The organism is Paenibacillus sp. J5C2022 (assembly GCF_025567625.1).
GTDB lineage: Bacteria > Bacillota > Bacilli > Paenibacillales > Paenibacillaceae > Pristimantibacillus.
Genome location: NZ_JAOQJC010000064.1, coordinates 15,330 through 30,621, shown reverse-complemented (window position 1 = coordinate 30,621; position 15,292 = coordinate 15,330). Strand labels below are relative to the sequence as shown.

Sequence of the window (15,292 nt, the reverse complement as noted above, 5' to 3'; positions counted from 1 at the left end):
AGTGCTGACGCAAAAACATGAATATGGTCTTTTTCGCCCACCTCCATCATGATCACTTCAAATTCTTTTTCTTGAGCCATTTCCTGGAGTAGTTCTTTAAGATAGGCTTCAATTTCTGCTGATCGTACAGAACGACGATACTTAACCGACCAAACGATGTGATAATTGACGTTGTAAACGCATGTTCTAGCGTGCTTTATATTTTCTTTTGTCATACAGATAGTCTATCAGAAACGAATTGTTGTTCAAGTGGTATCCATAGTTTCCGGGTTACACATGGTGTATTTTGACCCTTGTATCCCCGCAAGGGGGATTTCGGGCAAAGCGGACTTTCATCTGCCCCATTGAAATGGGGAGGATTCCCGTCCGCTTTTCCTAAAGTGAACATAGCACAAGCTCCTTCGGCATACAATCCTTTTTTCCATTCGCTGCTGCTAAGCACGACTTCCCCGAACCTTAAAATTTTTTAAGGTTTCTCTTCACAAGCTCCACGCATTATGCTATAATGTAAGCGCTAACAATTCCGATGTTCACATTCTTAAAAGGGGGAAAAAGGATGATGAATGCAGCAACGGTAGTTTTGAATGAACGGAATATTTACAAGGACTTCGATCTGGAGAAAGATGTTCTCTACTTCAAGATCGGCGTTCAAGGTCTCGTAAGCTTCCACGGTCCCTATTACAATAGAAAAATAAGAATGACCGCCGATGAGATCAGGCAGCTGACGGAGAAAATCAATTATTTCCAGATCAGCTCCAACTGCTACATTAATATTTCCGGAATCCGATCGATCGAGAACGGTACCGTATGCTTCGGGACGGCAAGCTCGGATACGAAGCGATTGTCCGTCAATCGCCGCAAGCAATTCGTCATCGAGCAGCTATTCTCGCAGCGCAAGAAGAACAACGAAGTGAAAAACTCAAAGTAAGCCCCGTCAGCTGCCAACCGCCACTTTCTCGTCTCTACACGAGAAAGTGGCGGTTGTTTGTTGTTCGCAGCCCTGCTATATTGATAGGAAACAACATCCAAAGATTCTAGGAGGATACTATGACTAAGCAAGCACAAGCATTCCGGCAACCGTTCCACGACGAAGAAGCCATCTGGCTGCAGTGGGGACCCTACGAAGCAGCTGTATTGCCTCATGTAGGCGCCAACCTTATTGCCTTCCGCGACACTGTGCGGCAATATACGATCTTAAGAGAGCCTGCCGCCGATGAGATGGACGCATTCCGGGCAAGTCCCGGCGTGCATGGCATTCCCATTCTGTTCCCTCCCAATCGCTACGACAATGGCACTTTCACTTGGAACGGCCGCACGTACACCTTCCCTGTGAACGAAGTGGCAAGGGGCAATCATCTGCACGGCTTCTTCCATACTGCGGCGTGGCAAGTCGACGATTATTGCACGAATCATACGGAGAGCTATGTCTCTCTGAGCATTGCAATTGACGAAAGTCATCCTATATATCGCTACCTGCCGCATCAATTCACGCTTCGATTGCGGTATTCCCTTAGCGATCAAGGATTGCTCCAGCATGTGATGGTTCACAATTCGGGCGAGGAGGCCATGCCATGCATGTTGGCCTTTCATACAGCGATCAACGCGCCATTCGCAACCGGCAGCACGCCGGAGGACTGCCGCTTCACGATGACGATCGACAAGCGGTGGGAGATGAATGAGCGCATGCTGCCGACAGGAGGATATCTGCCACTGTCCGATGAAGAGCAAGCCATGCGAACGACCGGCTTGTCCCCTTATTGGGCGCCGATGGACAATCATTATTCCAGCGCGACGAAGAATGGCCGCAACGTAATGGAGCTGACCGACGCGCGCGAAGGCGTTACGCTCGTATACGATGCCGGCACAGCCTACAAGCAGTGGATGATTTGGAATAATGAAGCCACACCCGGCTTCTTCTGCCCGGAACCGCAGCTTAATCTCGTGAATGCACCCAATGTGAAGCTTCCCGCCGAAGAGATTGGACTGGTCACGCTTGAGCCCGGTGCCATCTGGGAAGAGACGAGCCGAATCTATCTCCGGGAACGGAGATAGATCATCAGGCTTAATAGGTAATACACCTGATGACGTCCTACTATACGCCTGCACACGCGCCTTTTCGACATCTCTAATGCAGGATTACTACACTAATAGGGTCCATACGCGCAAAAAAAAGGGCGATGCCGGAGTTCCTCTCTGCTCGCCCTTCGTTTGCTTGATGCTTAATCATTCAATCCCAGCTTCTTCGCAAAAAATGCATAAGCCTTCTCCGAACACGCCGACCCGAGCGTCTCCTGTACCCGCCGTTTAGCATCCTCCACGGACAGGCTCTCGTAGTCTTCCAACACCGATTGCAACCAAGACTCCGACGTTTCGTAGCACATGCTGCTCCAGCTTTCGTTCTGCCTGGCCGAGCCGGTAATGACGATGCAACCGCCGCTTTGAAGCTCGTTCAACCCTTTGTCGTATTCCTTCTTTTCCTCCTTGGCCCCAAAACCGGCTTCCTTCCTCAGGCTGCGCGAATCGACATTGCCGTTCTCACGGATGACGCCATAGATCCGGTAAGCTGCACGCGACATCGAGCCGGCTTCGAACCGTTCTTTCGCCGTCCGGTTGCCCGTCATCAACGTCATCATAGCGGGAAACAGCTCGCTTTGGATGAATGCCGCCTTTGCCCCGAAAAATTTGCCGTACGCAGCCTTGCCTTCTTGGGCAATCCGGATGCGCCACAGCCACGGATCGGTCTCCGTCTCCGTATGCCAGGAGCTTTCAGCGGTGACGGTCGTCAATGACGGATGCTCAGGGACGAACGCTGCGAAGGGAAAAATCCGATATCGCTCCACTAACTGCGCAAATTCGTCATAAGTCGTAATCTCCATGACTGCCTCCTATGCGAACAAACTGATGAGATTGCCGTCGGGATCGCGCACGATAGCGTAACGTTGGCCCCAGACCGCATCCCATGGCTCGCGATGGCCTTCGAAGCCGTTCTCTACGATGACACTGTACAGCTTGTCCAACGCAGCGGCGTTCTCGCATAGAAAAGCCAACTCGATCCGATGGCCTGCCGGTTCCTCCCAGCCGCCGTAAATGTCCGCAATCATCTCCTGCTTGTCGAACGCCAGCCGAACGCCGTCTTGTCCCTCAGCCTCAACATGCATCGCGTCGTCCGACCCTTCCGGAATGGACAGTCCCAGCAGCCGGTAGAAATCCAGCGCCTTCTTCATATCCTTCGTTACGATGCCCACCATATCCAGGCGAATTCCCATACCGATGTTCTCCTTCCATGCCATTCGAATCCGCGAAGGTTCGCTGGCTTTCTGTTATTTGCTATTCATTCTCATCTTACCCTTACTCTTGATCAGATAATAGGAAAAAACGGACCTATTCACAACACTCCATTATCCGACCTCCCCCCCTAGCTGCAGAGTCGGATACCTTCCCGTCTCTTCTCCACACTTGCGTCGGCGTCTTGCCGTAATAGCGCTTAAATGCGCCAGCCATGTGGGACTGGTCATAATAACCGTATTGCACCGCCAGCTCCGCATAACTGGCGTAGGCGTCGTCCCGCAATCCGCGGAGCAAGCTCTGGAAACGAATAATGTTCACCAGCTCCTTCAGTCCGACGCCGAGCTCCCGCTCGAACACCCGTCTGAGATGCCTTTCGCTATACCCCATCTTATCTGCCAGCTCGGGCAGAGACAACGCGCCATAGGCATCATACATATAATGCAGTCCGTGTTGTACAAGCCCGGGAGTTGCCGGGGCCTCCCATCGGGACAATCTGGCGGTTAGCAGCCGCTCTGCAAGGGCAATCAGTTCGGGCACATCGCTTGCGAGCAGAAGCCGTTCGGCCGCAGCCCGTCCTTCCATTCCCCACAGCTCATCCAGATAAACCCGCCCGCCGGTCAACTCAGAGACCGGGATTCGCAACAGGGAACGTGCGGACTCCAGGAACATGCGGATGCCGAACGAGGACTGCTCCTCTGCGAAATCGAGCACGTGGTACGTCGTCATGAGCCCTGCGGCGAATGCGGCCCCGCTGCTGGAGCTTGCTTTTCGATCGACGATAATATCCACGCAGCCATCGGGAATAATTCGGTGGGACTGCATCCCGCTTCTGGGGTCGAAATCGACCGACCAATAGCAAGCAACATACGATGCAAGCCTCCCGCTCGGCCGATATTCGCGATAGCTGTACCCCGGCAGCTGAATTTCGCTATGCAAGGTCGGAGATTGAACGGGACGGAATAGAACCGTCATCAGGGATCACCTCTTCATTCCGTTTATAGTGCGGCGTGATATTTTTGTCTCGATCAATAGTACCTAACAGTCTTATTTTTTCGAGTCGGATATCAACATTTTAACATCTGACACTATCTATTCAACATCGAACAGGTCATTGCTTATCCAAGTACAACAGAAGGGGGCCATATCCTAAAGCTGCAACATTCTTGAAATGGATTACGTTGCAATGATGTGATTGCTCTATACAATGAACCAAGAGGTTGCTCATTTTTATGATGAAATTATTGGTAAGTGGAGACCTTAATTATTAAAGGAATGGAGGAAGTTCGGGTATGAAAAAATGGTTTATTAGTATCGGGGTTGTTTCCGTACTAGCTGCCGGAACGTACATTTATGCCAGCGGAGTCAACGGAAATGCAGGCCAGGACATCCAATATGAAGCCAAAGCTGTTGGTGATTCTGAAAGCGAAACAATGAAGGGCGATGCGCAGGTTAGTAGCATTAAAGAAATTGTATTTGAAGCCAATATTGTTTATACGGTTGATCAGGACAAAATTGGAGATTTTGCTGATCTGGTTGTGCTTGGCGTTCCTCAAGAAAGCTTAGAAGAACGGAAGTCCGATATCAGATACTTCCCAAAAGACCCACTGGATAAATCCAATACTCCTCGGGATATTGAATATTTTCAAAGCTTTGTATAATTCAAAATTGATTCAGTTTACAAAAATGCTACAGGTATCAATAGCGGGGATGAAGTAGTAATTTCAGAACGTGTGGCGTTAATTGAAGATTCTGAAGGCAAGAAAAAACTAAAAATGGGCCATTTCAACGAGTTGCAAGCCATGCAGCCATACGTCCTTTTCCTAAAGAAATCACCAGATTCGGATATTTACTATATCGTAAGGAACAGTGACGGTCAGGAGAAAATTGCGCAAGGCAGCAACTTGGAAGAGCAGGTTCAGGCGATATTGCAGAAGCATAAGGTGAACCAATAAAACAAACTTCTGAAATTGTCCAAAAGCCTGCCGCAACTCGGCAGGCTTTTATTCAGTAGGATCGGTTAGCGTCCTATAAACTCCTGGACTTTTTCATCCGGATAATATCTTCGATTGATGTGGTCGCTAATAATATAGTAAATGCTTTTTCGTATCTCGAATTTCACTTCAGTCTACTTTTTTCCGAGTCTACTGTAGTGTAGTGCGTAGAAAAATTTAATGAGCCCATCACCGTTATTTGGAAGCTTCTTTATTTCCAATTCAAGTTAACAGTCAGCCCGCTCAGACGGCTTTTGTTGGCTGCTTCTATAAAGCGTATCGTCTCCAGCGTCTCGGACAGCGCAACTGCCGACCGGCCCGTTCTGAACCAGTCCATCACCCGCTCCAGCAAGCTTGCGAAATACGGCTTCGGGGAGGCGTATATGATGATATCGGAGCCGTATTCCCGGTGAATCATCCCCCCGAAGCGACAATTCCCGCTGCGGCAGCCGCGCAGGACAGCGATTCGGCCATCCTTCCACCGTCCTGCGGCAATATCATGGTCGCGGCTCATAAGCGCCGACACTTGCGCGCAGCCTTCCCCCATGACACAATAAATCATCTCCACCATATGAACGCCATACCAGAAAAAGCCCGGCATGGAAGGCTCCAGCGGCATCGGTCCGTAGCAGTCGACACCAACGATCGGTCCATGCTCCGTGTTCAAAAGCGCGCGCTCCAGCCCATCGGCGAACCTCAGCGCGGAAGCGCTCATGATCGGCGTGCCGTATTGCTGCGCAACAGCAGCCAAATCAGCCGCGTCAGCGCTGCTTGCCGCGAACGGCTTGTCGATGAATACGGGCTTGCCGAAAGGCGCTATGCGGCGAAATTGTTCTAGATGCCGCCTGGCATCGACCGATTCAAGCATGAGAACATCGCATCGGTCTGCCACTTCCTCCAGTGTTTCGACTAGCGGAACCGTATACCGTTGCTGCAACTCCGAGGTAAATCCGTCAATGCGCTTACAGCTGAGAGGCACATCGGGTGATCCGCCTCGGTATGCGGCCGCAATGCGCCCGCCCGGAACGTGGTAACGATGCGTTTCATCGTGAAGCAGCTTGGCGAACTCCGTTACATGCGATGTATCGAGGCCGATCATGCCAATGCGCAGAGGCTTAATATCACATTCGCGTGATGCTGTCATGCGATCCGGTATTGCCGCAGAGCCGATGCAATAACCTCTTTCTGTCGTTCGCTCAACGGCGGCAGCGTGGTCGCCACATGAGTCTGGCAAAGTCCCAACAGCGAAAGCGCGTATTTATGGCCCGTTCCCCAGTGCTCGGCATTGTCGCCGTACACCGTGCGTTGAACGGCGATCAATTCCGTCTGCAGCAATGCCGCTCCTGCCGCATCACCCTGTCGCCACCTGCGCAGCAATTCCACGCAGCGATCGATTGCCAACGTCGAGATGCCCGGAACATAGCCGTCAGCGCCAAGCTTCAAGGCAAGATCAAGCGTCGCTTCATTGCCGTGCAACACGGAAAAATCATGGCGTCCCGCAAGCCTGCGCATAAGGGTCACATCGATGAATATATCAGTCTTAATGCCGATAATATTCGATTCCTCGCTTAATTCGGCAATCAAGGGCACCGACAACGGATTATTCGTATATTTGGGGATGTTGTACATAATGAGCGGTTTGCTGCTGTTCCTGCTCACTTCCAGGAAATAATCGCGAAGCTCTCGTTCATTCCTTAGCGTATAGAAGTAAGGAGCGACCAGCACGACCGCGTCAGCTCCCGCATCCAGCGCGCCGCGAAGATTTCTCTCCGTCTTGCGCAGCCCTTCCGCCGATACGTTGGCCATAACTGGAATTTTCCCCTTCGCTTCATCGACGGCAATCTCGATCAGCCTACGCCGTTCCTCTTCTTCTATAACCGGAAACTCGCCCATGCTGCCCAGCAGGAATATGCCGTCGGCCCCTCTGTCCACAAGCCGGCATACTAAGTGCCGCACCGCCGCTTCATCAATTTGTTCCCTGTCGCCGAGCGGGGTAATCATCGGACAGATCATGCCTTGCAATTTGTTTTTAATCATCTTGATTCTCTCCTAACCTTTGATCGCGCTGCTGGCGATACCGGAAATAAAATATTTTTGCAATATGAGAAATAAGATTAACAAAGGCAGAATAGCGCATGCCGCCCCCGCCATAATGAGATTGTACTGAACCGATTCCATCCCCATGAAAGCTTGCAAGCCTACGGGAATCGTATACAGATCCTTGGATGTAATAAAGATAAGCGGATTGATATAATCGTTCCAATTCCATATGAATGACAGAATCATAAGCGATACAAGTGCTGGTTTTGCCAACGGCAAAATAATAATTGACCAAACTCTCGCGTGGCCCGCGCCGTCTATCTTCGCCGCTTCCGATATTTCGGATGGAATGCCCATGAAAAACTGGCGAAGCAAAAATATGCCCAATATATTAAACATGCCCGGCAAAATCAAAGCCCAATGCGTATTATATATGTCCAGCCAGTGGAACAGAATGAACCGAGGCACAAGCGTCACATGGGGCGGAATCATCAGTGTTGCCAAATAGCAAAGGAAGATCGCGTTTTTCCCCCAAAAATGAAGCTTGGCGAATGCATATGCCGCCATGGAACTGACGAGCAGCGTGCCCAACACGGACAGAATCGTAACCTTCAATGAATTAAGGTAATACAAATAAAACGTATAATACGGGTTCATCCACACTTCCTTGTAGTTGCTCCACATCATCTCATCCGGTATCCACTGTATCGGAAATGCGAATACGTCAATCGGTCTCTTCAACGATGCGGACACCATCCAGAGGAAGGGCAGAATCATAAATACTCCCGCAGCGGCCGCCATGACGGTGAAACCCATTTTCTTCACATTCAATTGTAGGTCACCCACTTATTCTGATATTTCCACTGAATGAGCGTGATGATGAAAATAATGACAAATAGCACCCAGGCAATCGCCGATCCGTAACCGAGCCGATAGAACGCAAAAGATACTTTGTAAATTTGATAGACAAGCACAGATGTGGCATCTCCCGGTCCTCCCTCAGTCATAATATTGATCGGGGTGAACACTTCGAACGAATGGATGATCCGCGTAATGAACAGAAAGAATGTCGTGGGCGACAGCATCGGCAGCGTAATATGAAAGAACCTGCGCAAGCCGGTGGCCCCATCCAGATCCGCCGCTTCATACAAGTGCTTTGGTATGCCTTGCAACGCGGCCATATAAACGATCAAATCAAAACCGATGCCGGCCCAGATCATCATAATGGCGATGGACGGCAGCGCCATAGTCGGGCTGGCCAACCATTTGGGCGGATTATCCACACCAAGAGAGAGCAGCAGTTGATTAATGGGCCCTTGCGAAGGATGATACAGCGCCATCCATACAACCGCCGCCGCGACAATCGTAGTAATGTAAGGCATAAAGTACACAAGCCGCAGCATGTTTTTGCCGTATACCTTGTCGTTCAGCACGATGGCTATCGCCAGCGATACGATCATTGTGATCGGTACAACCAGCGCGGTCAGAATAAAGTTGTTCTTTAATGAAACACGAAACCATTCATCGCTCCACATCTCCGAGAAATTATTCAGACCGATGAAGGTGATCGCCTTCAGCCCGGACACCAGATCCCATTCGCTGAAAGCGAGCACGAATGAAAATACGATCGGAAACAAGAGAAAAACGGCAAAACCGATTAAACTGGGCGCAAGGAACAAATAGCCAACAACATGTTCTTTTCTATGCAAGCTGGCAACCTCCCGGGACGATCAATTTGACCACTCAATCGTCATCCACCGTTTTTCGCGGAGCGAATTCATCGCCGCTTCGGCCGTCGCAACCGATGATCGCGCAGCGGAGCCGTTGAACAACCGCTCGTATTGCTTTTCGATCGGCCATCCCAGAATCGCATCGCGGAAGCAGCTGATCTCCTTCTTCATCAGCTTGCCGAGATGCAGCGGAAGTGCCGTATCCTTCGTTCCGTAGAATACGCCGCCGCTCTTCCGTTGATACGTCTCCATCCGCACCGCATCCTCCTCCGACGTGTCGTTCAAGCCGAACCGGATCGTTTCCTTGCCTTTCTTCAATATAACGGAGGACTGCTCCATATCAAGCAGGATCGCGCCTTCCGTTCCGTTGATCTTGACGAAGTGCTCTCCCCAGCGGAATCCAGAGCCGTATTGCATCGTGCCGACTGTGCCGCCAGCGAATTCAAGCGTGACGAGCAGAACGTCGTCTTCATCTCCGAAGCCTTCCCCGCTATGCGCCAGATTACCTCCCGCCGTGCTGACCGATACGGCGGGACCCATAATCGCTTGCAAGAAATCCAGCTCATGAATATGATGGAACAAGTGGCCTCCCGAGCTGTTCAGTTGCTTCTTCCAGCTCACCTCTCGCTGCCTTTCCTCCCAGCCAGTGCGTTCAGCATGGATAACAATCGGCCGTCCGATCTCGCCCGCCTCGATCCAGCGCTTCACCTGCTGTACGCCATTCATGAAATGCATAATATGACCGGCCATCAGCACAACGCCGTTGTCACGGCAAGCCGCGATCATTTCGTCGCAATCAGCAATCGATAAGGCGAATGGCTTTTCGCAGAAAACGTGCTTGCCGTATTTCGCCGCCATGACAACCGCTTCTTTGTGAGCATGGTTCGGACTGGCTACGATGATGGCGTCCAGGTCGGACCGGACAAGCATCTCCTCCAGGTTCTCGTATGCATCGCAGCCCAGCTCGTCCGCCAGCGACTGCGCTCTCGTTCCTCCGTGTACCGCAACGGTTTTGACACCTTCCAACTTGCTGATCGTTCTTGCGAAACCGCTGCCGAAGTAACCGCAGCCAACGATTCCGAAATGGATTGTTGCACTCACCCACTACCAACTCCTTCATAGATTCCTGTCTTTATCGCTTACTTTTGCAATGCGTCATCAGCATTCTTCTTCATATTGGCAATCGCTTCATCCAGGCTGATTTGATCGAACAAATATTTTTCCGCTTCCCCCTGAATAATGGCATTCACCTCGGAGTAAGCTTTCAATCGCGTATCCTTATAAGCGGGCGAATCGTAATCGAGCAATACATTTTTGAAGGCTTCAACATCCATAATCTTATCGGCGTTCGGACCGAGCATCGCATCGGCCAACGCATTTTTATCCGTCTTGGTCCAAGATGGAATATGACCGACCTTAGCCAAGAAGATCGAACCCTCCGTCGCCAGCCACTTGGCGAATGTCCAGGAAGCCTCCTTCTCCTTGGTCTTGGCATTAATCGCAAGGTAGGAGAACGGGTATAAGCCTTTGTTGTAATTGATGTCCTGATCACGATCCAGCATCGGCAACGGCGCTATCGTCGTTCGGAAATCATGGGGATAATCCTTTTCATTTTTCAAAAAACGCGTTAGTGAATTGCTTCCTGCCGTCATGGCTACCTTGCCTTGCACGAACAGCTCCTCGGCAAGCGTTTTGGACGCTTTGAACTCCGTATACGGGAACTGTATCTTCTCCACATTCTCGAGATTATATTTGAACTCCAACGCGCGCTTATAGACGGGATGATCGAAATTCGCTTCGTTGTCGCTCTTGAACCACGCATTGTCGCCCAGAAGGCCTCTGGCCGGCATGGTCCAATAATACAGCCCGACGTACGCGTAATCCGAGGCGCCGTATATCTTGTTCGCGCCTTCGCCGCTGGTCATCTTGCGGGCATATTCCTTGTAGTCCTCCAGCGTCCACTCAGCCGGAACCTGCAATCCCGCCGCTTCCAGCATGGTTTCATTAAAATAAACAACATTGCTTAATGAGGAAGCCGGAAGTCCGAAATACTTGCCGTCCGTCGTGTTGACGCTGGATCCGAACTCTTCCTCCATATTGAGCTTGTCGCGCTGAATGTACTCTGTAAGATCAAGGAGCAGCCCTTTCTCCGCCCTCGGAATGAACCGCGGCAGACCGAAATTCATCAGAACATCGATTTCAAGTCCGGCCAGCAAAGAAGTGTCGATCTTCACATTGCCTTCGTCATTGTTCGAGAACTTCACATACTCTATCTCAATGTGCGGATATTTCTTATTAAATTCTTTAATAATATCCGCCGGACCATCCGCTTCGTTCCATGCGGCCCACCATGTAATTTTCGCCGCTTGCGGTTCGGTTGACCCTGGCGTCTGGCCGGAACCTTCTCCCGGCTTCCCGTCTGCTCTTCCATTGCTGCTTGAAGCGTTATGGTTCCCGTTCCCGCTGCATGCCGCCAGCGACAAAACAAGAACAAGCGCAACGGCTTGAATGAATCGAAGTCTTAGTTGTCTCATTCACTTTCCCCCTTAATTGATGAATCAAGAGCCTCTTGTCATCTACTATTTTATGTTAGCGCTTACAATCTTGAAATGAACAATCCGAGGATAATCATTCACAATCTCTCCGAATTGCTCGGCATGTTCACGAATCGCTTGCCCATGTTCACATTTTCACTGACGGAAGCGATCCCGGTACTGACTTGGGCTGACTCCCATCCTCTTTTTGAATATACGCCCGAAGTAATTGATGTTCGCGTACCCGACAGCTTCGGCGATCGCATAGCTTGGCGAATCCGTATTGCGCAGCAGAGCCGCCGCTTCGTTCATTCGCAGCTCTGAAATATATTCCACCACGCTTTTGCCCGTATCCCTCTTGAACAAATGCGTCAAGTAGCTTTCGCTTAGATTGATATAATCCGCCGCATCCTTCAATGAAATAGGCTCGCGGTAATGCTCATGAATGTAGTCGAGTAGTTTGCGTATGTCGCTGCTGAACGTCGCTTTCTTCCACCCGCTTACCCATTCGTCATAATACTGGAGCAGTGTATCGAATAACTGTTCCGCTTCATCCATCGTCTCGATATGCATAATCCGCTCGTACACGGGCATGCCGAACGGCTTGTGCTCCCCAAAACCGCGATCAATGCCGCGCCTCTTCAGACATTGCTTCATGACATGCCATATTTCCAGAAACAGCTCCATACTTTGCGTTTTTTGCACTTTACGTTCACGCAGGCAACGAATTACAAGATCGACATTCGATCGAATGTCCTTGTCACCTGACTGCTCCAGCTGCTGCAATAGCCTGCGCGGCGCGGCGTCAGTATCGTTGCAGGAATCCCCTAAAGCATATTCATACTCGCCAAGGACATAAACCTTTCCTGTTCCACCGTGAAAGCAGTATTCCCATGCCAATCCCGCTTCATCATAAGCTTGAGCGAGCGCGCCGCGATCAATAACGGTTTCGCTGCAGCCGATGGAGACCGTCACATTCAAGAAACGTTTCGCCGCCGCGATAAAGTCGTCAGCAGTATCTCCATACTCATTCTCCGGCAAAATCGCGATCCATTCGCCTGACTTATTCGCTATCACCGTCTGCCCCTCCGCTTCGTTCAGCTGCTGCTCCAGCAATCGGAGCATTGCTTGCGTCACCTCGCTCCCGGCTTGCCTGCTCTGATTATGTCGATGCGCGCGTATGACGAGCAACCTGCACGGCTGTGCCTCCATCATGTCTTCCAGCTGTGCGGGTATGCTTCCATTCAGCAATGACCCGAAATCGGTCGTCGACGTTGCTTCTGCAGCGGGAGCATGCCGGATGCTTACTCTCGACTTCATCTCTTCCAGCAGTTGAAGCAACTCGTTCGGCTTCATTGACGCTTTCAAGAAGTAATCGTCAGCCCCGAGCTTCAGCGCGCGCCTGACATAGTCGTATTCACTATAACTGCTTAATACGCAAATGTGGATGAGCGGATGATGATTCTTGACGTATTCGATCAGTTGCAATCCATCCATGCCAGGCATGACGATATCCGTCAATACGATATCCGGCTTTTCCCTTTCGATCAACGACACGGCCTGCTCGCCGTCTTCCGCGTCACCGACAATTTCGAAGCCGTGGTCCCTCCACGGAATTAGGGATTGAATGCCGATTCTTACAACCATTTCATCGTCAACGATAGCAACCTTCAGCACAAACGTTCCTCCTCCTCGCACTTCTGATATGGGATTTTGACCGAAACTTCAGTACCCGAATTTTCCTGACTGTCTATCGTTACGCCATAAGCGGCTCCGAAGCTCAATTGGATGCGGTCATGCACATTTTTTAATCCGATATGCTTCGGTCCGGCAACCGCTGAGCCTTCGTACAGCATTGTGCGCACCTCTTTCAGTCTATCCCGGCTCATCCCTGCGCCATTGTCGCTGATGATGAACCCAACGGCATCCGCCTCCTGTCTTGCCCGAATCTCGATCCTGCATTTGTTCTTCGTCTTCTTCATCCCATGATAGATGCAATTCTCCACAATCGGCTGAAGCATGAACTTGATCGTCAATCCGTCCAGCAGAGGCTCCGGGATATCATAATTGACGGTGATGCGTTCATTGTATTTAATCTTCTGCAACTGCATGAAATTTTCAATGTAACGTATTTCCTGACGTATCGATATGATGTCGTTGCCCCGCCCAATACTCTCTTCCATTAGAGCAGCCAGACATGAGATCATTTCCCCAACTTCGCGATCATCTCGCATGAACGCCATCCACTTAATATTGTTTAACGTATTCAAAATAAAGTGCGGATTGATTTGCGCCTGCAGCGCCTTGAAGCGCATTTGTTCCTTTTGCTCATGCTCGTCCTTGACTTTTGCCAGCAAGCTTTTCATATTTCCGATCATCGTATTATAGGTCCCGATCAAATCGGAAATTTCAACGGTACCCTTAATTGAATTAATGATCGCGAATTCGCCGTTTCCTGTTTTTCGCATTTTTTTCTGCAGCAAGCCGAGCGGTTTCGATACACGGTCAGCGATAGAAAATCCGATGCCGATAAACAGAAGAAAAATGGCTGCCGCGATAACGATACTAAGCTTACGCACGGAATAGATTTCCGCGAATACTTCATCATACGGAATAAGCTGTACAGCCTTCCACCCGGTAATATCGATCGTATTGTAATTAATCATCATTTTGGTTCCGTTCCACTCGGCAACGGTCTGCCCATGGTCCTGATTGGATATATCCCGAAGAAATGCATCGTTAGTCACATGCTGATTGAGCTCGTGCCCATTGTTATTTCCACCCGTGATGACATGTCCTTCCGAGTCAACAATGATCATCTCTCCCGCAATTCCCTCCGATATGGACCACAGCTCTTCTTCAGGAACGCTGACGACAGCGATCCCGTACGATTCGAAGTCGGCAGGCGTCTGAATGAGCCGGGCGACGGAAAGCATCGGAACCCCGTCATATTCCGTTTCATATTGAAAGCTGTCCATCCATATAAAGCTTGCTTTGGAAGCGGACAATTGCTCGAACCAAGCTTCGGCGGCGAAATCATCATAAGTTCTCCCTTTGGTATACCACGATGTATACACATGCCCTCTCCAGTCAAGAAGCGTCAGTTGGCTATCCATGTTAAACAAATATGTGCTTTTGAGCGATCTAATGGTACTGTCCACAACTTGATGCTTCTCGTAAGCATCCATTTGATCAGGCTGCTTTAATAGTCGTATCATATCCGGATCGAGCATAATGACAGTGATTGACGTCATCATATTTTCCAGCATGCCGCCCATGTTTTTCACGGCAAGATCTAACGCTCCCTGAGAGGCAGCGCCAACTTTCTCCTCAATTTTCATTTCAAGTGTACGGTTTAGCAATAGGAAGGCCACTATAGTAGGGATAATCACGAATAACACAGTAGAGATGAAAATTTTGCTGCGCAAACGATTAAATGCGGCTGCCACGCCCATGAATCTACCTCCTCGATGGATGGATAGATGGATCGAAAAGCTATTCTACGAATTGTATCATACCCGATCGGACAAAATCCGTCGATACGGCAATCCTTAGGCATCTATTGTCTGAATGGTTCAATGCGATGGAATGTTCCTCTTGATATTTATTGAGCAATTGTTCCCCGTTAGCACAAAATACTTATTACATAAAATAAATTAAAAAAAATAAACTTGTATAGCGACATATGTCGCTATACAATGTATTTAGA

General features: G+C 50.0%; 16 protein-coding genes. 4 read left to right on the top strand and 12 right to left on the bottom strand.

The genetic code is table 11. From position 1 onward, the window contains the following. On the bottom strand, positions 1-215 hold a 215-nt coding region (tnpA, locus tag M6D81_RS29870; RefSeq protein ID WP_262681141.1), incomplete at its 3' end, for an IS200/IS605 family transposase. 341 nt (positions 216-556) lie between these two features. Between tnpA and M6D81_RS29865 the strand changes: the two genes are divergently transcribed. Beyond that, positions 557-928, top strand: a complete 372-nt coding sequence (locus M6D81_RS29865) for a hypothetical protein (RefSeq protein WP_262681140.1) — start codon at positions 557-559, stop codon at positions 926-928. Positions 929-1,047: 119 nt separating this feature from the next. Beyond that, positions 1,048-2,052 (top strand): aldose 1-epimerase, encoded by a 1,005-nt coding sequence (locus M6D81_RS29860; RefSeq protein WP_262681139.1) that lies wholly within the window; start codon positions 1,048-1,050, stop codon positions 2,050-2,052. A 167-nt stretch (positions 2,053-2,219) separates the two neighbouring features. Here the strand turns inward: M6D81_RS29860 and M6D81_RS29855 are convergent, their stop codons facing one another. The 3 genes from M6D81_RS29855 to M6D81_RS29845 form a co-directional block, all read right to left on the bottom strand. Beyond that, positions 2,220-2,876, bottom strand: a complete 657-nt coding sequence (locus tag M6D81_RS29855) for an AlkZ-related protein (protein ID WP_262681138.1) — start codon at positions 2,874-2,876, stop codon at positions 2,220-2,222. A 9-nt stretch (positions 2,877-2,885) separates the two neighbouring features. Continuing rightward, positions 2,886-3,266 (bottom strand): VOC family protein, encoded by a 381-nt coding sequence (locus M6D81_RS29850; protein WP_262681136.1) that lies wholly within the window; start codon positions 3,264-3,266, stop codon positions 2,886-2,888. A 115-nt stretch (positions 3,267-3,381) separates the two neighbouring features. Next, on the bottom strand, positions 3,382-4,260 hold the full coding sequence (locus tag M6D81_RS29845; RefSeq protein ID WP_262681134.1) for a helix-turn-helix transcriptional regulator: 879 nt from the start codon (positions 4,258-4,260) through the stop codon (positions 3,382-3,384). A gap of 317 nt (positions 4,261-4,577) precedes the next feature. On the opposite strand from M6D81_RS29845, the gene M6D81_RS29840 reads away from it, so the two are divergent. Beyond that, complete coding sequence (locus tag M6D81_RS29840; RefSeq protein ID WP_262681118.1) at positions 4,578-4,946, top strand: hypothetical protein; 369 nt, start codon at positions 4,578-4,580, stop codon at positions 4,944-4,946. 141 nt (positions 4,947-5,087) lie between these two features. Further along, positions 5,088-5,240, top strand: coding sequence for a hypothetical protein (locus M6D81_RS29835; protein ID WP_262681116.1), 153 nt, complete (start codon positions 5,088-5,090; stop codon positions 5,238-5,240). Positions 5,241-5,490: 250 nt separating this feature from the next. Here M6D81_RS29835 and M6D81_RS29830 read toward each other — a convergent pair whose 3' ends face one another. The 8 genes from M6D81_RS29830 to M6D81_RS29795 form a co-directional block, all read right to left on the bottom strand. Further along, on the bottom strand, positions 5,491-6,423 hold the full coding sequence (locus M6D81_RS29830) for a Gfo/Idh/MocA family oxidoreductase (protein WP_262681115.1): 933 nt from the start codon (positions 6,421-6,423) through the stop codon (positions 5,491-5,493). Next, positions 6,420-7,316, bottom strand: a complete 897-nt coding sequence (locus tag M6D81_RS29825) for a dihydrodipicolinate synthase family protein (RefSeq protein WP_262681113.1) — start codon at positions 7,314-7,316, stop codon at positions 6,420-6,422. The genes M6D81_RS29830 and M6D81_RS29825 overlap by 4 nt, the downstream gene beginning before the upstream one ends. A 12-nt stretch (positions 7,317-7,328) precedes the next feature. After that, positions 7,329-8,144 carry a carbohydrate ABC transporter permease gene (locus tag M6D81_RS29820; RefSeq protein WP_317259179.1) on the bottom strand — a complete coding sequence of 272 codons (816 nt, stop codon included), beginning with the start codon at positions 8,142-8,144 and terminating at the stop codon, positions 7,329-7,331. Between the two features lie 2 nt (positions 8,145-8,146). After that, positions 8,147-9,028 carry a carbohydrate ABC transporter permease gene (locus M6D81_RS29815; RefSeq protein WP_262681110.1) on the bottom strand — a complete coding sequence of 294 codons (882 nt, stop codon included), beginning with the start codon at positions 9,026-9,028 and terminating at the stop codon, positions 8,147-8,149. Between the two features lie 21 nt (positions 9,029-9,049). Beyond that, positions 9,050-10,150, bottom strand: a complete 1,101-nt coding sequence (locus M6D81_RS29810; RefSeq protein ID WP_262681108.1) for a Gfo/Idh/MocA family protein — start codon at positions 10,148-10,150, stop codon at positions 9,050-9,052. Between the two features lie 38 nt (positions 10,151-10,188). Further along, positions 10,189-11,583 (bottom strand): ABC transporter substrate-binding protein, encoded by a 1,395-nt coding sequence (locus M6D81_RS29805; protein WP_262681106.1) that lies wholly within the window; start codon positions 11,581-11,583, stop codon positions 10,189-10,191. 156 nt (positions 11,584-11,739) lie between these two features. Continuing rightward, on the bottom strand, positions 11,740-13,260 hold the full coding sequence (locus tag M6D81_RS29800) for a response regulator (protein ID WP_262681104.1): 1,521 nt from the start codon (positions 13,258-13,260) through the stop codon (positions 11,740-11,742). Then, a complete protein-coding gene (locus tag M6D81_RS29795) occupies positions 13,254-15,038 on the bottom strand; it encodes a cache domain-containing sensor histidine kinase (RefSeq protein ID WP_262681102.1) in 1,785 nt (594 codons plus the stop codon). Before M6D81_RS29795 ends, M6D81_RS29800 begins: the two co-directional genes overlap by 7 nt. Positions 15,039-15,292: the final 254 nt, after the last annotated feature.